This is a genomic window from Pseudomonas sp. WP18 (assembly GCF_036689585.1).
GTDB classification, from domain to species: domain Bacteria; phylum Pseudomonadota; class Gammaproteobacteria; order Pseudomonadales; family Pseudomonadaceae; genus Aquipseudomonas; species Aquipseudomonas chlororaphis_E.
Window position 1 is genome coordinate 5676114 of record NZ_CP144758.1, and the last position, 21118, is coordinate 5697231.

A 21118-nucleotide genomic window follows, 5' to 3' on the forward strand; every position below is an offset into this window, starting at 1 on the left:
GGCTTGCTCGCGAAGGCGGTGCATCAGTCGATAGCCGTGTCGAGCAGGCTGACGCTTTCGCGAGCAAGCTCGCTCCCACAGGGGAATCTGGTGAAGATTAGAGGAGTTTGTGTTCCATGGCGTACTTCACCAGCTCGGCCAGGGAAGTGATGTTGAGTTTCTGCATCAGCCGCGCCTTGTGGGTGCTGATGGTCTTGCTGCTCAGGGCCAGTTGTTGGGCGATGTCATTGACGTTTGCGCCTTGGGCCAGGCGCTCGAACACAGAAAATTCGCGCTCCGACAGCAGTGAGTGCAACGGGCGCGTGTCGGTCAGGCCGACTTCGAAAACCATCCGGTCCGCCAGTTCCGGGTCTATGTAGCGGCCGCCGGCCGCCACCTTGCGAATCGCCATGAGCAGCAAGGCCGGGTCGCTGTCCTTGGTCGCGTAGCCCGCGGCGCCGACTTTCAGGGCGCGAGCGGCCATTTGCGCCTCGTCGTGCATCGACAGCATCAGGATCGCGGGTGGATTGTTCAGCGCACGGATCCGCGGGATCGCCTCCAGGCCATTGACGCCCGGCATGGAAATATCCAGCAGCACGACCTCGCAAGGCACCTGGCGCAGGATATCGAGCAGTTGCTCGCCATTGCTCGCCTCACCCACCACCACCAGGTCCTTCGCCAGGCCGATCAACTGCTTGATGCCTTCACGGACGATGGTGTGGTCTTCGGCTACCAGTACACGGATCACGTTTTTCTCCTGTTCAGAATCTTTCGCGAGCCGGCTTGCCCCCGCCTTGATCGAGACGCCCCGGTGGGAGCGAGTCCGCTCGCGAAGGCACCAGCCCAGTCACCCAAGTCTTTCAGCTTTCCTCCAACGGCACCCATACCGCCAGTGTAGTCCCCTCCCCCGGGTGGCTTTCCAGGGACAACCGCCCGCCCATGATCAGCACCCGTTCACGCATGCCGACCAGGCCAAAGGATGTCGGCCGACCTGCCGCTGCGATGAATCCTACACCGTCGTCGCTGACGGTCAGACACAATTCATCGCCCTCGCGCACCAGCGTCAGTTCCACGGTATGCGCCTGGGCATGGCGCATCACGTTGGTCAGCGCCTCCTGGAGAATCCGGAACAGGCCAATGGCCTTGGCATCGCTCAGGGGCGGCAGATTGTCCGGCACCTGCACCAGGCACGGAATCTGCGTACGGGCCTCGAAGCGCCGGGCCTGCCATTCGATGGCCGAGGCGATGCCCGCGTCGAGGATCGGCGGACGCAACGCCGTCGCCACGTCCCGCACCAGCTGGAACAACTGGGCGATCAGGCGCTTCATGCTGTTGAGTCGTTCCTGAAGGCCTGGGTCCAGTTGCGCGTAGGCCAGTTCACACATGGAAGTTTCCAGCTTCAACACCGTCAACATCTGGCCTAACTCGTCATGGACTTCCCGGGCGATGCGGGCCTTTTCCTCTTCCCGCACGCTTTCCAGGTGCGCCGACAACTCGCGCAACTGCTCCCGGGAGCTGGCCAGCTCCAACTCGATGCGTTTGCTGTCGGTGATGTCCCAGACAATGCCGTCCCAGACGTAGGCGCCATCTTCCAGCCGCCGGGTGATCGCCTTGATCTCGGCCCAGCGCTCCTGGCCTTCGCGGGTCAGGATGCGGCCCTGCCACGACCAGTCGCTGTCGCTGTCCAGCGCCTGGTCCTGGGTGCGGTGGTAACTGGCCTTGTCCTGCGGATGCACCAGGCTGCGCAGCCCGGTGTCACTGCGGGCAAGGGTCGCGGGGGAATACCCCACCAGGCTCTCGCTGCCCTCGCTGATGTAGGCAAAATCGATCTGGCCGCTGCCCGGCGCCCGTTCCAGGCGAAACACCAGGCCCGGTACATTGGCGGCGATGCCTTGCAAGCGCGCCTCGCTTTCACGCAAGGCCGCCAGCGCGCGTCGACGCTCGGTCACGTCGTTGAGGTAGACCACCAGGTATTCGGCGTCGCGAAAGCGCAAAAAGCTCAACGACACGTCGGCCGGCAGGATACTGCCGTCGGCGCGCACGCATTCGGTCTCGAAACTCTGCGGCCCGTCCTCGCTGGCACGGGCGCGCTTCCACAGGTTCAGCCAGCGATCCATGTGCAGGCCCGGCTCGAAGTCGATCAAGGGGCGGTCGATGATGGCGCCGGGGGCATAGCCGAGCATGGTTTCGGCGGCGCGGTTGGCATAGCGCACGTGGCTGTCCCAATTGACCCAGAGGATGCCGACCGTGCTCTGGTCAATGGAAAACTGCGTCAGGCGCAAGGCCTCCTCGCTGGCCGCTCTCTGGGCGATGTCCTCGCGCGCGGCCCGCAGTCGCCGCTCCAACGCCCGTTGCTGGCGGCGCTGCCAGAAGACGATGGCGATGCAGCTCAATGACAAGGCCAGCATCAGCAGGGTGAGGTTCTGCCAGAAGCCCGGCGTCTCGGTCAGGCGCGGGTACTTGGGTTTGAGCCAGCGACTGTGCAGTTGCTCCAGCTCCTTGGCCGGAATCGCCTGCAAGCCGCTGTCGATGATCTCGGCCAGTTCCGGCCAGTCCCGGCGCGTGGCCACGCGCAGCAACTGCGGCAAGCCGATGTCGCCGACCACCACCAACCCGGCGAATTCCGGCTCCACCATCAGCCGGCCCAACTGCGCCTCGTCGACCACGGCGTAGCGGGCCTGTTGGCTGAGCAACAATTGCAGGGCCTCGCGCTCCACCGGCACGCCTTGAAGATTCAACATCGGGTAGGTGCTGCGCAAGTAATCCGCGGTGGCACTGGGCATGCGCACCGCCACGCGAACCTGAGCGTCGAGCTTTTCCAGCTCCACGCCCTCGGCGCCTTTCTGTTCACCGACGATCAGTTGCGGCACACGCATGTAAGGATCGGAAAACTGCCAGAGCCGAAGCCCGCTCGGGGACTGGGTGAGGCCAGGCGCGACATCCACCTCGCCGTCGCGCAGCGCCGCCTCCAGCTGTGCGGTGTCCTGGAAGTTGCGCCAGGTGAGTTCCACGTTCAACGCCTTGCCCAGCCACTGCATCAGCTCGACGTTGGTGCCGGACAAGCGTTGCAGGCGCCGGTCGTATTGCGCATAGGGCGCCTGCAACACCAGGCCGACCCGCAGTTGCGGATGTTGCGCCAGCCATTGGCGCTGCTGCGCGTTGAGCGCGACCCCGTGCGTGGGCGGCGCGGGCGCGGCCCACGCCATCAAGGGAAGCCATAAACAGCCGATAACCCACAGGCAGCAAAAACGCATCATCGAAGTCTCATGCACTGACAAATACTGACCAACCCATTAGGCTGCCGGAACTACTTCTGGTCATGGAATATCCGATGCCCTCTGTTTACCGCCTGGCCTTGCCAGCATTGTGCCTGTCGCTGATCCTGCCGGGGTCCTTTTCTGCACAGGCCAGCGAACCGGCCCCCGCCGCTGCGGAGCAACCGGCCGAGAAGCCCGCCGAGCGCCAACCCCTGCTCGAGCGTAGTCAGGAAGAAGCCAGCGCCCTGGAACGAAAGGTACCGTCCCAGGAACAGCAGCAACTGCAAGCCGGCAGCGACACCTTCCTGGCCCTCTGGAAACCGGCCAACAGCAGCGACCCGAAGGGCGCGGTCATCTTGGTCCCCGGCGCTGGAGAAACGGCTGACTGGCCGCAAGTCATCGGCCCGTTGCGCAAGAAACTGCCCGATGTAGCCTGGAGCAGCCTGAGTATCACCCTGCCCGACCTGCAAAGCGACGTGATCGCTCCACGCGTGGTGCAAACGCCCCCGGACATCAAACCGGCGGATACCGCCGCCGCAGCACCGGATGCCACCACGGCGGCACCGATCGAACAAGTGGCCGGGGGCGAAGCCGACGCGGCGGATCCGGCCGTCGCCGAAACCGGTGAAGAGCACGCCAAGGCCGATGCCGAGCGTATCTTCGCCCGCATCGATGCCGCCCTGGCCTTCGCCGAACAGCAGAGTGCACGCCACATCGTGCTGCTGGGCCATGGCACGGGGGCCTATTGGGCGGCGCGTTACCTGAATGAACGGCAGCCGCCGCAAGTCGAGCGCTTCGTGATGGTGGCCGCCCAGGCGCCAGTCGCCGCCAAGCCTGGCCTGGCCGAACTGACACCGACCTTGAAACTGGCGACCGCCGACCTCTTCTACATGGATAAGCCGCTGGACCGCAACGCGGCGCTGGAGCGTCTGCAGGCGAGCAAGCGCTTGAAAGACTCGACCTTCAGCCAGGTGGCCCTCAAGGCGCTGCCCAATTTCTCGGCAGACCAGGAGCAGCTGTTTCGTCGGGTACGCGGTTGGTTGAATCCGCAAAATGCGGGGCAATAGAAGCCTTTAGTCCATGACGAGGGAGCGAGCGCCCTCGTCATGGGGCCGTCACCGATCCTGCGGAACTAGCGAAAATCCCGTCGTTCTCGGATCAGCCGATAAGCGTTGTGCAGCTCCCGGGTCTTCTCGGTCGCTTCACGCACCTGCAACGGCGTGGCCCCGCTGCCGGCGATCTTGTCCGGGTGGTGGCGACTGAGCAGGCGTCGGTAGGCCCGTTTGATCTGCGACGGTTCGCTGGTGGCCGAAACCCCCAGCAGGCGCAGCGCCTCCTGATACGTCACGCCGCTTGTGGGCAGCGACAGTTTCTGCGGCTCGTAATCCGCCGCCAGCGCCTTGACCTGCTGCGGCGTCCAACCTAGCCACTTGCCCCAACGGTCAATCAGTTCACGCTCGCTTTCACCCGCGCGACCGTCCGCCCAGACCATCCGCCAGCACGCGCGCAACACACCCTCGGCCGCATGAGGCTGGACAGCCAGGCGCCGCAGGTAGCCGCGCAACGGGACGTTTTGCGACTTGCCACGGTTGAATGCCGCGATGGCCCGGCGCTGCGCCGGCTCACTCAAATCCAGCGAGCGCATCTCCTGGCGAGCCTGCTGGATATGGCCATCGACCACGCGTCCATCGCTTTTGGCCAACCGGCCCAGCAAGACAAACAACAGCTCATCGTTGCGCAGCGCCGGACGTCCGCCCAACCGCTCGCGCACCTGCGCCCAGTCGTGCAGGTTCAGGCGCCGGTCCAGCGCCTGCCCCAGCAACGCGCCGAGCATGGCCCCCGGAATGCTGGCTATGGCAAAGCCCGCCCCGGCTCCAATCAGAGTCCCTGGCCACCACATATCAACCGCTCGCTTCTATCAAGGTTTCGACCTGCGCCAAACGTTCGTGAGTACCGACATCGACCCAATGCCCTTGCAGGCGCTCCCCACTGACGCGCCCCTCGGCCATGGCCTTGCGCAGCAGGGGTGCCAGCCTGAATGCGCCCGCCGTGCAACCGTCGAACAGTGCCGGATGCAGGACCGCGATGCCGCTGTAGGTCAGTTTGTCGGCAGCGGCGCCCTCATCCTGAACCTTTCCATCGATCAGAATGAAATCGCCTTCCGGGTGATGCGCCGGGTTGTCCACCAGCACCAGGTGCGCCAGCCCTTCGAGCGGCTTGCGCAAGGCGCTGAAATCGTAGTCGGTCCAGACATCACCATTGACCACCACAAACGCGTCCTCGCCCAACAACGGCATCGCACGCAAGATACCGCCGCCGGTCTCCAGCGGTTCACCTTCAGGCGAGTAACGGATGCTCAGGCCAAAGCGAGCACCGTCTCCCAGGTGATCCTCGATCTGCTGGCCGAGCCAGGCGTGATTGATCACGATGTCGGTGAACCCGGCCTTCGCCAGGGCCCGCAGGTGGTATTCGATCAAGGGCACGCCGCCCGCGCGAATCAGCGGCTTGGGGGTGGTGAGCGTCAGGGGGCGCATGCGCTCGCCCTTGCCCGCCGCCAGGATCATCGCCTTCATGCCGTGGCTCCAGCCGATGGACGCAGGCTGCCGAGCAACTCGGCCAGGGGAGCCAGCTCGGGACGCCGGGCAACGACGGCTTCTATATAAGCGAAGAAGCGCGGCACATCGCCCAGGTAACGGGGCTTGCCGTCACGGTGGCAGATGCGCGCGAAGATCCCGATCACCTTGAGATGACGCTGCACGCCCATCAGGTCGCTGGCCCGCAGGAAATCCTCGAGCTGCGGCTGAACCGGGATGCCCAGGGCACCGGCCTGCTGCCAGTAGTCCTGCAGCCAACCGCGCACGCGTGCCTCGGGCCAACTGAGGAAGGCATCCTTGAACAGGCAGGTCACGTCGTAGGTGACGGGGCCGTAGACCGCATCCTGGAAGTCCAGCACACCGGGATTCGGCGTACTGAGCATCAGGTTGCGTGGCATGTAGTCGCGATGCACCAGCACCTTTGGCTGGGCCAGTGCGCTGTCGATCAGCAGGTCGCTGGCTTGCTGCCAGAGCTGCTGCTGGGCGCCATCGAACTCGATGCCCAGCTCACGCTTGACGTACCACTCGGGGAACAGCTCCAGCTCGCGACGCAGCAAGGCGACGTCGTAGCTCGGCAGGGGCGCCACCATGGGCAGTTGCTGGAAAGCCAACAAAGCCTGCAGGGCATCGCGGAATAAATCGTCGGCATTTTCGCCGTTGATCACATCCAGGTAGGTCTGATTGCCCAGGTCATTGAGCAAAAGAAAGCCACGTTCGAGGTCTTCGGCATAAATTTTTGGCACGTTGATGCCGGATTTCGCCAGCAAAAACGCGATATCCACGAACGGTTTGCAGTTTTCCTGGGGCGGTGGCGCGTCCATCACGATCAGGCTGCGGCCCTCGCCTTCCCAGCGGAAATAACGCCGGAAACTCGCGTCGCTGCTGGCCGCGGTCAATGTGGCCGGGGGTACGGCGCCCCAGCCCTCGCGGGCAAAAAGGATCGGCAGTTGTTCATCGAGCCACACTTTAAGGTGTTGCAGGCGTACATCTTGGTCGGGCATTGCAAGGGTCTCCGACGGCGCTAGCCGTCAAGCGGGTCATGCTTTATTATCCAGCATCTTTTTCAGACCATCGAGAGGCGTGCGGCCCACACCGCGGGCAGATGGCACGCAGGAAGCCCGGACTAATAAGATGGCATTGAAATCCCCCGCGTTTCGTAAAAAATTTCCGTTGCTGGTCACCGGCAGTCTGCTGGCCCTGCAACCCCTGGCCTCTTCATTCGTCGTCGCGGCGCAGCAGTATGACTGCTCCGTCTCCGCTTCGGGTGCCTGGGACTGTGCACCGAAGACACCGGCCGCGGCCTTACCGCCGCGTCCCGTGCATGACGGCAGCGCCGTTTCTTCCAGCAGCGATGCGCCGGCCGAAAGCGGCTCGGTCGAACAGGCCGGTGAGAAACCGATGCTTGTCACTGAAGCCAAGGGCCGCGGCCTGAAGTCGCGCAGTGAAGACTACAGCCATCTGGATTGGGTTCCACGGGAGAACCTCACCCCGGCGCAATTGGCTGAAACCGGCCCTTATTGCTCCGGCGCCTATATCGAACCGTCTCGCCCTGGCATGAACGACAAGACCGCCAAGAGCGACGCCCCGACCTTCCTCGGCGCCAAGGCCTCCCGCTATGAGCAGGAACAGCAAGTGGCGACCCTGGCCGGTGACGTGGTCATGCGCCAGGGCAGCATGCAGGTCGAGGCCGACGAGGCCAGCCTGTACCAGGCCGAGAACCGTGGCGAGCTGAGCGGCAATGTGCGTGTTCGCGACAACGGTGCACTGATCGTCGGCGACCACGCCGATGTGCAGTTGGACACCGGCGAAGCCAAGGTCGACAACGCCGAATACGTGATGCACAAGTCACGCATCCGCGGTAACGCCCTGTACGCCAAGCGCGCCGAGAACGCGATCATCCGCCTTAAGGACGGCACGTACACCACATGTGAACCGAACAGCAACGCCTGGACGCTCAAGGGCAACAACATCACCCTGAACCCGGCCACCGGCTTCGGTACCGCGACCAACGTGACCCTGCGGGTCAAGGACTTCCCGGTCCTGTACACGCCGTACATCTACTTCCCGATCGACGACCGTCGCCAGTCCGGCTTCCTGCCGCCGACCATCGGCAGCGGCAGCGACACCGGCTTCCTGCTGGTCACCCCGTACTACTTCAACCTGGCGCCGAACTACGACGCCACGTTGTACCCGCGCTACATGAGCAAGCGCGGCCTGTTGATGGAAGGCGAATTCCGCTACCTGACCAAGTCCAGCGAAGGTCAGTTCGGTGCCGCCTACCTCAACGACGAAGACGACGATCGCAGCAAGCAGACCGACTACAGCAAGACCCGCTACATGTACAACTGGCAGCACAAGGGTGGTCTGGATTCGCGCATAGCGACTGAAGTCGACTACACCAAACTCAGCGACCCCTACTACTTCCAGGATTTGCAGAGCGACCAGATCGGTGTCGAGTCCCGGGACTACGTGAACCAGCAGGGCGCTGTCAGCTACCGGGGTGACACGTATACGGCACGTTTGAATGTCCAGGCCTATCAGATGGCCACGATCTCGAACATCACACCGTACGATCGCCTGCCGCAGATCACCTTCAATGGTGCACTGCCGCAGCATCCGGGCGGCTTGGATTTCGCTTACAACACGGAATTCGTGCGCTTTGATCGTGACTTGCGGACTGGGGACTACACGAACGAGGACGGCACCACCGATCCATTCCTGGACACAAACGTCCGAGGATTGGCCCGCGCCAACGGCGATCGGATGAACCTGGCCCCTGTCATCAGCCTGCCAATGAACGCAAGCTACGGGTACATCAAGCCATCGCTCAAGTACCAATACACCCAGTATGACCTGGACCTGGACAATCGCGGCAAAGCGGATATCGCCGCGCAAACTGCCGAAGGCGACCGTCTGAACGGCACCTATAGCCGCAACCAAAGCCGTGCCGTGCCAATCGCCAGCATCGACAGCGGCCTGTACTTCGACCGCGATACCCAGTGGTTCGGCAAGAACTACCGCCAGACCCTGGAACCGCGTCTGTTCTACCTCTATGTGCCGGAGAAGGATCAAAGCGACATTCCAGTCTTCGACACCAGCGAAAGCACCTTCAACTACTCGTCGCTGTTCCGGGACAACCGCTTCACCGGCTCCGACCGTGTCGGCGACGAGAACAAGTTGTCCCTGGGCGTGACCAACCGCTGGATCCAGGAAGACGGCTTCGAGCGTCAACGCATCAGCGTCGGCCAGGCCTTCTACTTCAAGGATCGCGAGGTCCAGCTGCCGGGCATCGACTTCAGGACGCGTGAAGATGCTCATTCCAGCGTTTCGCCTTACGCCCTGGAATACGAATACCGCTGGAACCGCGACTGGCGCACCACGGCCGACTACAACTGGGACCCGGACACCCACAGCCCTCGCTCGGGCAGTGCGATGTTCCACTACCAGCCGGAAGACAACCCGAACAAGGTCATCAACGCCGGTTACCGTTATCGTAACGACCAGATCCGCTACGACCAGAACACCGGTCAGTGGTCCGTGGGCGGCGGCGACTACGGCACGCCGGGCCAGCCTGGCTACGTGAAGGACTACTACAAGATCAAGCAGCACGACTTCTCGGTCATCTGGCCGATCGTGCCGCAGTGGAACGCGATCAGCCGTTGGCAGTATGACTACAACCGCAATCGTACCCTGGAAGCCTTTGGTGGTTTCGAATACGACAACTGCTGCTGGAAACTGCGCCTGATCAACCGTTACTGGGTCGACTATGAAGAATTCAGTCAAGCTGCCCCTGAAAACGAAAAAGGCGACCACGGCGTCTTCCTCCAAATTGTTCTGAAGGGACTCGGCGGCCTCACCGGCGCCAAGGTAGAGAGCTTCCTCGACAAAGGCATCCAAGGTTATCGTGAACGTGAAGACCAAGCTTTCTGATTGTCTGCGCCCGCTGATGCTGGGCGCACTGTTCCTGGGTACCGCGGCCAACGCCGCGGTTCAATCCATCGACAAAGTGGTGGCCATCGTCGACAACGACGTGGTCATGCAGAGCCAACTGGACCAACGCGTCCATGAAGTACAGCAAACCATCGCCAAGCGCGGTGGCGGCCTGCCGCCTCCGGGCGTGTTGGACCAACAAGTGCTGGAACGCCTGATCGTCGAGAACCTGCAACTGCAGATCGGCGAACGCTCCGGCATCCGCATCACCGATGAAGAGCTGAACCAGGCCGTCGGCACCATTGCCCAGCGCAACAACATGAGCCTGGAGCAATTCCGCGCCGCCCTGGCCCGTGACGGTCTCTCCTACGAGGACGCCCGCGACCAGATCCGTCGCGAGATGATCATCAGCCGCGTGCGCCAGCGCCGCGTGGCCGAGCGCATCCAGGTGTCCGAGCAGGAAGTGAAGAACTTCCTCGCCTCCGACCTGGGCAAGATGCAGCTTTCCGAAGAACTGCACCTGGCCAACATCCTGATCCCGACCCCGGAAAGCGCCAACTCCGAAGCCATTCAGAGTGCTTACCGCCAGGCCATGGACGTTTACCAGCAACTCAAGCAAGGCGCTGACTTCGGCCAGATGGCCGTCGCCCGCTCCGGCAGCGAAAACGCCCTGGAAGGCGGCGACATGGGCTGGCGCAAGCCTGCTCAACTGCCACCACCGTTCGACCGTGAGCTGAGTGCCATGGCCGTCGGCGATATCACCCAGCCAGCACGTACGCCCGGCGGTTTCATCATCCTCAAGGTGTTGGAAAAACGCGGTGGCGGCACCCAGGTTCGTGACGAAGTGCATGTCCGCCACATCCTGATCAAGCCAAGCGAGATTCGCAGCGAAGCCGAGACCAAGCGTCTGGCGGAAAAACTCTACGACCGCATCGAAGCGGGCGAAGACTTCGCCGAGCTGGCCAAGAGCTTCTCGGAAGACCCGGGTTCGGCCCTCAATGGCGGCGACCTCAACTGGGTCGATCCGAATGCCCTGGTGCCCGAGTTCCGCCAGGTCATGGCCGAAACGCCGCAAGGCCAACTGTCCAAGCCGTTCAAGAGCCCCTATGGCTGGCACGTTCTGGAAGTCCTTGGCCGCCGCGCCACCGACAGCACCACCCAGGCCCGTGAACAGCAGGCAATGACTGTGCTGCGCAACCGCAAATACGACGAAGAGCTGCAAACCTGGCTGCGTCAGATTCGCGACGAAGCCTATGTCGAGATCAAACTCCCTGGTGCAGACCAGGCAGCGCAGTGAAACCCAAGCGTTTCGCGCTGACCCCCGGCGAGCCTGCCGGCATCGGTCCCGACCTGTGCCTGCTGCTCGCCTCGCAGCCCCAGCCACACCCCCTGATTGCCATCACCAGCCGCGACCTGCTCCTTGAGCGGGCCGCGCAACTGGGGGTGGTCATCGACCTGTTGCCGGTGACGCCGCAGGCCTGGCCGGACGTCCCGGCGCCCGCCAACAGCCTGTATGTCTGGGACACGCCGCTGGGTGCCCCGGTCATCACCGGCCAGTTGGAAAAAGCCAACGCCGCCTTCGTCCTGCAAACCCTGACCCGCGCCGGCCAAGGCTGCCTGGACGGGGATTTCGCCGGCATGATCACGGCCCCGGTGCACAAGGGCGTGATCAACGAATCAGGCATCGCCTTTTCCGGCCATACCGAATTTTTGGCGGACCTGACCCACACCGCGCAAGTGGTGATGATGCTCGCGACCCGCGGCCTGCGCGTGGCCCTGGTGACCACTCACCTGCCCCTGCGGGACATCGCCGACGCCATCACCGCCGAACGCCTGGAGCGGGTCACACGCATCCTGCACGCTGCCCTGCAGGAAAAATTCGGCATCGCCCGGCCACGCATCCTCGTCTGCGGGCTCAACCCCCACGCCGGCGAAGGCGGACACCTGGGTCGTGAAGAAATCGACATCATAGAACCCACATTGGAACGCCTGCGCAGCGAGGGCATGAATCTGCATGGCCCGCTGCCGGCCGACACTCTGTTTACCCCCAAATATCTGGAGCACTGCGACGCAGTGCTGGCGATGTACCACGACCAGGGCCTGCCGGTGCTGAAGTACAAAGGCTTCGGCGCTGCGGTCAACGTGACCCTGGGCTTGCCGATCATCCGCACCTCCGTGGACCACGGCACCGCCCTGGACCTGGCCGGCAGCGGCAAGATCGACACCGGCAGCCTGCAAGTCGCGCTGGAAACCGCCTACCAGATGGCCGAGACCCATTTATGACCGAGCAATACCAACACCGCGCGCGCAAGCGCTTCGGCCAGAACTTCCTGCACGACGCCGGCGTGATCGATCGCATCCTGCGCTCCATCAATGCCAAGCCCGACGATCGCATGCTGGAAATCGGCCCGGGCCAGGGCGCCCTGACCGAAGGCCTGCTGGGCAGCGGCGCGCAACTCGACGTGGTGGAACTGGACAAGGACCTGGTGCCGATCCTCAACCAGCAGTTCGCCGGCAAGAGCAATTTCAGCCTGCACCAGGGCGACGCGCTGAAGTTCGACTTCAACAGCCTGAACGCCGCGCCGAACAGCCTGCGGGTGGTGGGTAACCTGCCATACAACATCTCCACACCGCTGATCTTCCACCTGCTGAGCAACGCCGGCCTGATCCGCGACATGCACTTCATGCTGCAGAAAGAAGTGGTCGAGCGCCTGGCCGCAGGGCCTGGCGGTGGCGATTGGGGTCGCCTGTCGATCATGGTCCAGTACCATTGCCGGGTCGAACACCTGTTCAACGTCGGCCCAGGGGCATTCAACCCGCCGCCGAAAGTCGACTCGGCCATTGTCCGCCTGGTCCCGCACGCAGTCCTGCCGCACCCGGCCAAGGACCATCGCCTGCTTGAGCGGGTGGTGCGCGAAGCGTTCAACCAGCGCCGCAAAACCCTGCGCAACACCTTGAAACTGTTGCTCAGCAGCGCCGAGATCGAAGCCGCCGGTGTCGACGGCAGCCTGCGGCCCGAGCAGTTGGACCTGGCGGCTTTCGTGCGCCTTGCCGACAAGCTCAGCGAACAGGTCGCCTCCAAAGCCGATGCCAGCTAACGGACGATGAGCGCTATCGGGTGGGACGTCGCTCTGGCCTACTACCCGATACTTGGCCTAGACTGATCCCCTCAGTCACGCCCGCGTCCCGCTTCGTTTTTAAGGCCTCTTGCATGTCCGATCCTCGTTATCAGGTCGACGTCAGCGTCACCACCCGCTTCCTGGCAGAACAATCGCAACCCGAGCACAACCGTTTTGCCTTCGCCTACACCATCACCGTGCGCAATAACGGCTCGCTACCGGCCAGGCTGCTGTCGCGGCACTGGGTCATCACCGACGGCGACGGCCATGTCGAGGAAGTCCGTGGCGAGGGCGTGGTTGGCCAGCAACCGCTGATCGACGCCGGAAAGAGCCACAACTACAGCAGCGGCACCGTGATGACGACTCGCGTCGGCACCATGCAAGGCACCTACCAGATGCTCGCCGAAGACGGCCAGCGCTTCGATGCCATCATCAAGCCCTTTCGCCTGGCGGTGCCCGGAGCCCTGCACTGATGGCCACTTATGCGGTGGGTGACCTGCAAGGTTGCCTCGACCCGCTCAAGTGCCTGCTGGAACGGGTTGCGTTCGCCCCCCAGAAAGACACGCTGTGGCTGGTGGGTGACCTGGTCAACCGCGGCCCGCAATCGCTCGAAACACTGCGCTTTCTCTACAGCATCCGCCAGTCGCTGGTGTGCGTGCTCGGCAACCACGACCTGCACTTGCTGGCGGCCTGGCAGAACATCGAGCGGCTGAAAAAATCCGACACCCTTGGCGAAATACTCGCAGCGCCCGATTGCGTCGAATTGCTGGAGTGGCTGCGCCTGCAAAAGCTCATGCACTATGACGAGCAGCGCAACCTGGCGTTGGTCCATGCCGGGCTTGCGCCCCAGTGGTCCCTGCGCAAGGCGCTCAAGTGCGCCGCCGAAGTCGAGCAAGCGTTGCGCGACGACAACCTGTTCGGCCCCTACCTCGACGGCATGTACGGCAACGAGCCGGTCAAGTGGGACAATGATCTCACCGGAGCGGCCCGTCTGCGGGTTATCACCAACTACTTCACCCGCATGCGGTTCTGCACCGCCGAAGGCAAGCTCGACCTCAAGGGCAAGGAAGGCATCGAGACGGCGCCTCCCGGCTACGCGCCCTGGTTCAAGCACAAGACGCGCAAGACCCGGAACCTGAAGATCATCTTCGGTCACTGGGCGGCGCTGGAAGGCCAATGCGACGAACCCGGCGTCTACGCGCTCGATACAGGGTGCGTATGGGGCGGCGCGATGACCCTGATGAATGTCGACACCGGCGAACAACTGCGTTGCGATTGCGACGATCAGGGCCACGCCACAACCCACCTTCCGACCATCGCATCACAGCCAGCCGACGCGGCCCCATGACCAGCGCCGGATCGGGCCACAGGAGTCCCCCATGACCGAATTCAAACGCATCCCCCCGGAACAGGCCCAGGCCTTGCGCGAGCAAGGCGCGGTGGTCGTCGATGTCCGTGACCCTGCCACCTTTGCCGCGCTGCACATCAGCGGCTCTCGGCATCTGGACAACCATTCCATCGCCGACTTCATCCGCGGCGCCGACCTCGACGCGCCGACCGTGGTGGTCTGCTACCACGGCAACTCCAGCCAGAGCGCAGCCGCCTATCTGGTCAGCCAGGGCTTCAGTGACGTCTACAGCCTGGACGGTGGTTTCGAGTTGTGGCGTGCGACTTTTCCGACAGAAACGACACAAGACACCCACGAATAATTTTTTATGTCGCCAGAGCCCGCGTGATCCGCGGGCTTGAGCGGTGGCGGACGAACGGTCGGCCATAACTAATTACGTATTGCGCCTTTACCTTTCCCATTCCGAACTATCCTTAGCCTCAGGCCATCCAAAACAGGGGAGAGCCGGTACACCGGCGCACGGGTAATCGGGAGTAAGCTTTCAGGGAGCCTGCATGCCTGGAAGCATTCTGGGGGGTAAACGGCCACTGGGTTCCCAGCGGCTGTCCAGCAACGACTGATTGATCCGACACCGGCTCCACGTATCGAGCGAGGTGACGTCATGAGTATTTTTAGCCACTTCCAGCAACGTTTCGAGTCCACGCGGCAGGAGGAATACTCGCTGCAGGAATACCTCGAACTCTGCAAGCAGGACCGCAGCGCCTACGTATCGGCTGCGGAGCGTCTGTTGCTGGCAATCGGAGAACCGGAACTGCTGGACACCTCGACCAACTCGAGGCTCTCGCGAATCTTCTCCAACAAGGTGATTCGCCGCTATCCAGCCTTTGCAGACTTCCACGGGATGGAAGAATGCATCGAGCAGATCGTGTCCTATTTCCGCCACGCCGCCCAAGGCCTGGAAGAGAAGAAACAGATTCTTTACCTGCTCGGCCCCGTAGGTGGCGGTAAATCGTCCCTGGCCGAGAAACTCAAGCAATTGATGGAAAAGGTGCCCTTCTACGCCATCAAAGGCTCGCCGGTGTTCGAATCGCCCCTGGGGCTGTTCAATGCCACCGAGGACGGCGCCATCCTCGAGGAAGACTTCGGCATCCCACGCCGCTACCTCAATACCATCATGTCGCCATGGGCCACCAAGCGCCTGGCCGAATTCGGCGGTGACATCAGCCAGTTCCGGGTGGTCAAGCTCTACCCCTCGATCCTTAACCAGATCGCGGTGGCCAAGACCGAGCCGGGCGATGAAAACAACCAGGACATTTCGGCGCTGGTCGGCAAGGTTGATATCCGCAAGCTGGAAGAATTCCCGCAGAACGACGCCGACGCCTACAGCTACTCGGGCGCATTGTGCCGGGCCAACCAGGGCCTGATGGAATTCGTCGAGATGTTCAAGGCGCCCATCAAGGTCCTGCACCCGCTGCTCACCGCCACCCAGGAAGGCAATTACAACAGCACCGAGGGCCTGGGGGCGATTCCGTTTACCGGCATCCTGCTGGCCCACTCCAACGAATCGGAATGGCACACCTTCCGCAACAACAAGAACAACGAGGCCTTCATCGACCGGATCTACATCGTCAAGGTGCCGTACTGCCTGCGAGTAACCGATGAGGTGAAGATCTACGACAAGCTGCTGTTCAACAGCTCGCTGTCCAAGGCCCATTGCGCCCCCGACACCTTGAAGATGCTGGCCCAGTTCACGGTGCTGTCGCGCCTCAAGGAACCGGAGAACTCCAACATCTACTCCAAGATGCGCGTGTACGACGGTGAAAACCTCAAGGACACCGATCCAAAGGCCAAGTCGATCCAGGAATACCGCGACAATGCGGGCGTCGACGAAGGGATGAACGGGCTCTCCACCCGCTTCGCGTTCAAGATCCTCTCCAAGGTCTTCAACTTCGATCCCCATGAGATCGCCGCCAACCCGGTCCACCTGCTGTACGTGCTGGAACAGCAGATCGAACAGGAACAGTTCCAGGCCGAAACCCGCGAGCGCTACCTGCGCTTCCTCAAGGAATACCTGGCGCCGCGCTACATCGAGTTCATCGGCAAGGAAATCCAGACCGCATACCTGGAGTCCTACAGCGAGTATGGCCAGAACATCTTCGACCGCTATGTGCTGTACGCGGACTTCTGGATCCAGGACCAGGAATATCGCGACCCGGAAACCGGCGAGATCCTCAATCGCGTCGCCCTGAACGAGGAGCTGGAGAAAATCGAAAAACCGGCCGGCATCAGCAATCCGAAGGATTTCCGCAACGAAATCGTCAACTTCGTACTGCGCGCCCGGGCCAACAACAATGGCAAGAACCCCACCTGGCTCAGCTATGAGAAGCTGCGGGTGGTTATCGAGAAGAAAATGTTCTCCAACACCGAGGACTTGCTACCGGTCATCAGCTTCAACGCCAAGGCCAGCAAGGAGGACCAGCAAAAACACAACGACTTCGTCACACGCATGGTCGAACGTGGCTACACCGACAAACAGGTACGGCTGCTCTCCGAGTGGTACCTGCGGGTCCGCAAATCGCAGTAAGCAGCGGCAAGCTTCTGGCGGCAGGCTGCGAGGGAACGACGTTGGGCCATGGCTCGGCGGAACGTCCCTTGCAGCTTGAGGCTTACGACTTGAAGCTCCCCTGGAGGGGCCTATGAGCTATGTGATCGACCGACGCCTTAATGGCAAGAACAAGAGCACGGTGAACCGCCAGCGGTTTCTGCGGCGCTACCGTGACCACATCAAGAAGGCCGTCGAAGAGGCGGTCAGCCGGCGTTCCATTACCGACATGGAACACGGCGAGCAGATCAGCATTCCCGGTCGCGACATCGATGAACCGGTGCTTCACCACGGCCGTGGTGGCAAGCAGACCGTCGTGCACCCCGGCAACAAGGAATTCACCAGCGGCGAGCACATCCCCAGGCCACAGGGCGGCGGCGGTGGCAAGGGGCCCGGCAAGGCGGGGAACTCCGGCGAAGGCATGGATGAGTTCGTGTTCCAGATCACCCAGGAGGAATTCCTGGAGTTCATGTTCGAGGACCTGGAACTGCCCAACCTGGTCAAGCGCAACCTGACCGGCACCGACACCTTCAAGACCGTGCGCGCCGGTATCAGCAACGAAGGCAACCCATCACGCATCAACATCATCCGCACCCTGCGCTCCGCCCACGCCCGGCGCATCGCACTGTCGGGCAGCAGCCGCGCCAAGCTGCGCGAAGCCAAGGAAGAGCTGGCCCGCCTGAAGCGCGAGGAGCCGGACAACTTCGGCGACATCCAGGACCTGGAAGCGGAAATCGAAAAACTCAGTGCGCGCATCCACCGCGTGCCGTTCCTCGACACCTTCGACCTCAAGTACAACCTGCTGGTGAAACAGCCCAATCCCAGCTCCAAGGCGGTGATGTTCTGCCTGATGGACGTGTCCGGTTCCATGACCCAGGCCACCAAGGACATCGCCAAGCGTTTCTTCATCCTGTTGTACCTGTTCCTGAAGCGCAATTACGACAAGATCGACGTAGTGTTCATCCGCCACCACACCAGCGCCCGGGAAGTCGACGAGGAAGAATTCTTCTATTCCAGGGAAACCGGCGGCACCATCGTTTCCAGCGCCCTGAAGCTGATGCAGGAAATCATGGCCGAACGCTACCCGGCCAACGAGTGGAACATCTACGCGGCCCAGGCGTCGGACGGCGACAACTGGAACGACGATTCGCCGATCTGCCGCGACATCCTGATCAACCAGATCATGCCGTTCGTCCAGTACTACACCTATGTGGAAATCACACCACGGGAACACCAGGCCTTGTGGTATGAATACGAACGGATTGCCGAAGCGTTTTCCGACACATTTGCCCAACAGCAACTGGTCTCGGCCGGGGATATCTACCCGGTCTTCCGTGAACTCTTCCAGCGCAGGTTAGTGACATGACCGCCAAAAAAGAGCAGAAGCGCCAGCCCATCTCCACCGGCTCCGAATGGACGTTCGAGCTGATCCAGGCCTACGACCGCGAAATCAGCCGTATCGCGGACCGCTATGCCCTCGACACCTACCCGAACCAAATCGAGGTGATCACCGCCGAGCAGATGATGGACGCCTACGCGTCGGTCGGCATGCCGCTGGGTTATCACCACTGGTCCTACGGCAAGCATTTCCTCAGCACCGAGAAGTCCTACAGCCGAGGCCAGATGGGGTTGGCCTATGAAATCGTGATCAACTCGGACCCGTGCATCGCCTACCTGATGGAAGAAAACACCATCTGCATGCAGGCGTTGGTGGTCGCCCACGCCTGCTACGGGCACAACAGCTTCTTCAAGGGCAACTACCTGTTCCGCACCTGGACCGACGCCAGTTCGATCATCGATTACCTGGTGTTTGCCAAGCAGTACATCATGCAATGCGAGGAGCGCCACGGCATCGATGCCGTGGAAGACTTGCTGGATTCCTGCCACGCCCTGATGAACTACGGCGTGGACCGCTACAAGCGCCCGTATCCGATTTCCGCCGAAGAAGAGCGCCGGCGCCAGAAGGATCGCGAAGAGCACTTGCAGAAGCAGATCAACGATCTGTGGCGCACCATTCCCAAGGGCGCGGACAAGTACAACGAGAAAGACAACGCGCGGTTCCCAGCAGAGCCCCAGGAGAACATCCTCTACTTCATTGAAAAACACGCGCCGCTGCTGGAGCCGTGGCAGCGGGAAATCGTGCGCATCGTGCGCAAGATCGCCCAGTATTTTTATCCACAACGCCAGACCCAGGTCATGAACGAAGGCTGGGCGACCTTCTGGCACTACACGCTGATGAACGACCTGTACGATGAAGGCCTGGTCACCGACGGCTTCATGATGGAGTTCCTGACGTCCCACACCAGCGTGGTATTCCAGCCCGGCTTCGACAGCCCGTACTACAGCGGCATCAACCCTTACGCCTTGGGTTTCGCCATGTACCGCGACATCCGGCGCATGTGCGAGGACCCTACCGAGGAGGATCGCCGCTGGTTCCCCGAAATCGCCGGCTCGGACTGGCTGTCCACCATCAAGTTCGCCATGAGCAGCTTCAAGGATGAGAGTTTCATCCTGCAGTACCTGTCGCCCAAGGTGATCCGCGACCTGAAGCTGTTCAGCATCCTCGATGACGACCAGAAGGACGACCTGCTGGTGCCGGCCATCCACGACGAAAGCGGCTATCGCATCATCCGCGAAACCCTGGCGGCGCAATACAATCTGGGCAATCGCGAGCCCAATGTGCAGATCTACAGCATCGACCGCCGTGGCGATCGCTCCCTGACCCTGCGACACCAGGCCCACAACCGCAAACCGTTGGGCGATTCCACCGACGAGGTGCTCAAGCACTTGCATCGCCTCTGGGGCTTCGACATTCACCTGGAAACCCTGCAGGGCGACCAAGTGATGAAAACCCACCATGTGCCGCCCCGCAACGAACAAGGCGAAGGGGACTACGGCCGCCTGGACCTGGCCGTCGTCCATCTCTGATCCCGTTTTCACCTCCGGAAGTCCGACGTAAAGGGTTATCCTGTCGGGCCAACGGAGGTTTTTTATGCAGATCTACAAAGTCGGCGGCGCGGTGCGCGACCGCTTGCTGGGCATTCCCATCACTGACGTCGACCGAGTCGTGGTAGGGGCCACTGCCGACGAAATGCTCGCCAGGGGGTTTCGCCCCGTGGGAGCCGATTTTCCGGTGTTCCTCGACCCGAAGACGGGCGAGGAATACGCCCTTGCCCGCACCGAACGCAAGAGCGGTCGGGGCTACGGCGGCTTCGTGTTTCATGCCAGTCCCGAGGTCACCCTCGAAGAAGACCTGATCCGCAGGGACTTGACGATCAACGCCATGGCCGAGGATGACCACGGCAACCTGACCGATCCATACCACGGCCAGCAAGACCTTGAAGCCCGCATACTGCGCCACGTTTCCCCCGCATTCGCCGAAGATCCGCTCCGTGTCCTGCGCGTCGCCCGCTTTGCCGCGCGATACGCGCCGCTGGGTTTCAAAGTGGCGGAGCAGACCCTCGGGCTAATGCGCCAGCTCAGCGAATCCGGAGAGCTCGAAGCGTTGACGCCCGAGCGCAGCTGGAAGGAAATTTCCCGGGCACTCATGGAAGACCAACCACAGGTGTTCATCCAGGTACTACGCGACTGCACCGCCCTCAAGGTCTTGATGCCCGAAGTCGATGCGCTGTTCGGCGTCCCCCAGCCCGAAGCCCATCACCCGGAAATCGACACCGGCATCCACACCCTGGGCGTGCTGGAGCAGGCCGCCCGTCACAGCCAACCGCTGACCGTGCGCTGGGCTTGCCTGCTCCATGACCTGGGGAAAGGCCTGACACCCGAACACGAATGGCCCCGCCACATCGCCCATGAACACAAGGGGCTGAAGCTGATCAAGGCCGTCAACGAGCGCTTCAAGGTGCCGCGCGACTGCCAGGAACTGGCGCTATTGGTGGGGCATTATCACACTCACGGTCATCGCGCGCTGGAGTTGAAGGCATCCACGCTGCTCGAACTGCTGCAAAGCTTTGATGTGTACCGTCGGCCCCAGCGCTTTGAAGAGTTCATTGCGGCCTGCGAGATGGACGCGCGAGGACGCAAAGGGTTTGAGCAGCGCAGTTATCCACAGGCTGACTATCTGCGAGGGGCCGCGGCGGCGGCTCGCGGGGTGGCGGTCCAGCCCTTGCTGGAAAAAGGCTTCAAGGGCCCGGAACTGGGCGAGGCGATCAAGCGCGAGCGGCTCAGGGCGTTGAAGGCGTACAAGGACGCGGCGAGCTGAGGGAAGTGGTGTATCAGTTGAATCTCTAGCAGATGTACGCCGCCATCGCGAGCAAGCCCGCTCCCACAAG

General features: G+C 62.3%; 17 protein-coding genes. 12 read left to right on the forward strand and 5 right to left on the reverse strand.

The window, feature by feature from the left end:
- Positions 1-97 precede the first annotated feature (97 nt).
- Positions 98-727, reverse strand: coding sequence for a response regulator transcription factor (locus tag V5F23_RS25380; protein WP_042730721.1), 630 nt, complete (start codon positions 725-727; stop codon positions 98-100).
- A 112-nt stretch (positions 728-839) separates the two neighbouring features.
- Positions 840-3236, reverse strand: a complete 2397-nt coding sequence (locus V5F23_RS25385) for a sensor histidine kinase (protein ID WP_123579676.1) — start codon at positions 3234-3236, stop codon at positions 840-842.
- 74 nt (positions 3237-3310) lie between these two features.
- Between V5F23_RS25385 and V5F23_RS25390 the strand changes: the two genes are divergently transcribed.
- Positions 3311-4303, forward strand: coding sequence for an alpha/beta hydrolase family protein (locus V5F23_RS25390; protein WP_047735950.1), 993 nt, complete (start codon positions 3311-3313; stop codon positions 4301-4303).
- A 65-nt stretch (positions 4304-4368) separates the two neighbouring features.
- On the opposite strand, the gene V5F23_RS25395 is transcribed toward V5F23_RS25390, so the two are convergent.
- The 3 genes from V5F23_RS25395 to V5F23_RS25405 are packed head-to-tail and all read right to left on the reverse strand — an operon-like array spanning position 4369 to position 6831.
- On the reverse strand, positions 4369-5136 hold the full coding sequence (locus V5F23_RS25395; RefSeq protein ID WP_042730363.1) for a TerB family tellurite resistance protein: 768 nt from the start codon (positions 5134-5136) through the stop codon (positions 4369-4371).
- 1 nt (position 5137) lies between these two features.
- Entirely contained in the window at positions 5138-5809 is a 672-nt protein-coding gene (gene murU, locus V5F23_RS25400) for an N-acetylmuramate alpha-1-phosphate uridylyltransferase MurU (protein WP_123579678.1), read from the reverse strand.
- The gene (locus tag V5F23_RS25405; RefSeq protein ID WP_338473959.1) at positions 5806-6831 is read right to left on the reverse strand and encodes a phosphotransferase; all 1026 of its coding nucleotides are present in this window, start codon (positions 6829-6831) and stop codon (positions 5806-5808) included. Before V5F23_RS25405 ends, murU begins: the two co-directional genes overlap by 4 nt.
- A gap of 130 nt (positions 6832-6961) precedes the next feature.
- On the opposite strand from V5F23_RS25405, the gene V5F23_RS25410 reads away from it, so the two are divergent.
- The 11 genes from V5F23_RS25410 (at position 6962) to V5F23_RS25460 (ending at position 21048) form a co-directional block, all read left to right on the forward strand.
- The gene (locus tag V5F23_RS25410; RefSeq protein WP_042730366.1) at positions 6962-9760 is read left to right on the forward strand and encodes an LPS-assembly protein LptD; all 2799 of its coding nucleotides are present in this window, start codon (positions 6962-6964) and stop codon (positions 9758-9760) included.
- Positions 9741-11057: a peptidylprolyl isomerase SurA gene (gene surA / locus V5F23_RS25415; protein ID WP_148049567.1), complete on the forward strand. Its 1317-nt coding sequence runs from the start codon at positions 9741-9743 to the stop codon at positions 11055-11057. The genes V5F23_RS25410 and surA overlap by 20 nt, the downstream gene beginning before the upstream one ends.
- The gene (gene pdxA, locus V5F23_RS25420; RefSeq protein WP_338496926.1) at positions 11054-12043 is read left to right on the forward strand and encodes a 4-hydroxythreonine-4-phosphate dehydrogenase PdxA; all 990 of its coding nucleotides are present in this window, start codon (positions 11054-11056) and stop codon (positions 12041-12043) included. The genes surA and pdxA overlap by 4 nt, the downstream gene beginning before the upstream one ends.
- On the forward strand, positions 12040-12858 hold the full coding sequence (gene rsmA, locus V5F23_RS25425; protein WP_047735947.1) for a 16S rRNA (adenine(1518)-N(6)/adenine(1519)-N(6))-dimethyltransferase RsmA: 819 nt from the start codon (positions 12040-12042) through the stop codon (positions 12856-12858). Before pdxA ends, rsmA begins: the two co-directional genes overlap by 4 nt.
- Before the next feature lie 113 nt (positions 12859-12971).
- Positions 12972-13352: a Co2+/Mg2+ efflux protein ApaG gene (apaG, locus tag V5F23_RS25430; RefSeq protein WP_042730369.1), complete on the forward strand. Its 381-nt coding sequence runs from the start codon at positions 12972-12974 to the stop codon at positions 13350-13352.
- Positions 13352-14227: a symmetrical bis(5'-nucleosyl)-tetraphosphatase gene (locus V5F23_RS25435; protein WP_338496928.1), complete on the forward strand. Its 876-nt coding sequence runs from the start codon at positions 13352-13354 to the stop codon at positions 14225-14227. The genes apaG and V5F23_RS25435 overlap by 1 nt, the downstream gene beginning before the upstream one ends.
- 31 nt (positions 14228-14258) lie before the next feature.
- Positions 14259-14588: a thiosulfate sulfurtransferase GlpE gene (gene glpE, locus V5F23_RS25440; protein WP_042730371.1), complete on the forward strand. Its 330-nt coding sequence runs from the start codon at positions 14259-14261 to the stop codon at positions 14586-14588.
- A gap of 300 nt (positions 14589-14888) precedes the next feature.
- A complete protein-coding gene (locus V5F23_RS25445; RefSeq protein WP_042730372.1) occupies positions 14889-16811 on the forward strand; it encodes a PrkA family serine protein kinase in 1923 nt (640 codons plus the stop codon).
- 112 nt (positions 16812-16923) lie between these two features.
- Positions 16924-18195 carry a YeaH/YhbH family protein gene (locus tag V5F23_RS25450; RefSeq protein WP_003206179.1) on the forward strand — a complete coding sequence of 424 codons (1272 nt, stop codon included), beginning with the start codon at positions 16924-16926 and terminating at the stop codon, positions 18193-18195.
- Positions 18192-19757, forward strand: coding sequence for a SpoVR family protein (locus V5F23_RS25455; RefSeq protein WP_042730373.1), 1566 nt, complete (start codon positions 18192-18194; stop codon positions 19755-19757). Before V5F23_RS25450 ends, V5F23_RS25455 begins: the two co-directional genes overlap by 4 nt.
- Before the next feature lie 64 nt (positions 19758-19821).
- Positions 19822-21048 (forward strand): multifunctional CCA addition/repair protein, encoded by a 1227-nt coding sequence (locus V5F23_RS25460; RefSeq protein WP_338473960.1) that lies wholly within the window; start codon positions 19822-19824, stop codon positions 21046-21048.
- The last annotated feature ends 70 nt before the right edge of the window (positions 21049-21118 follow it).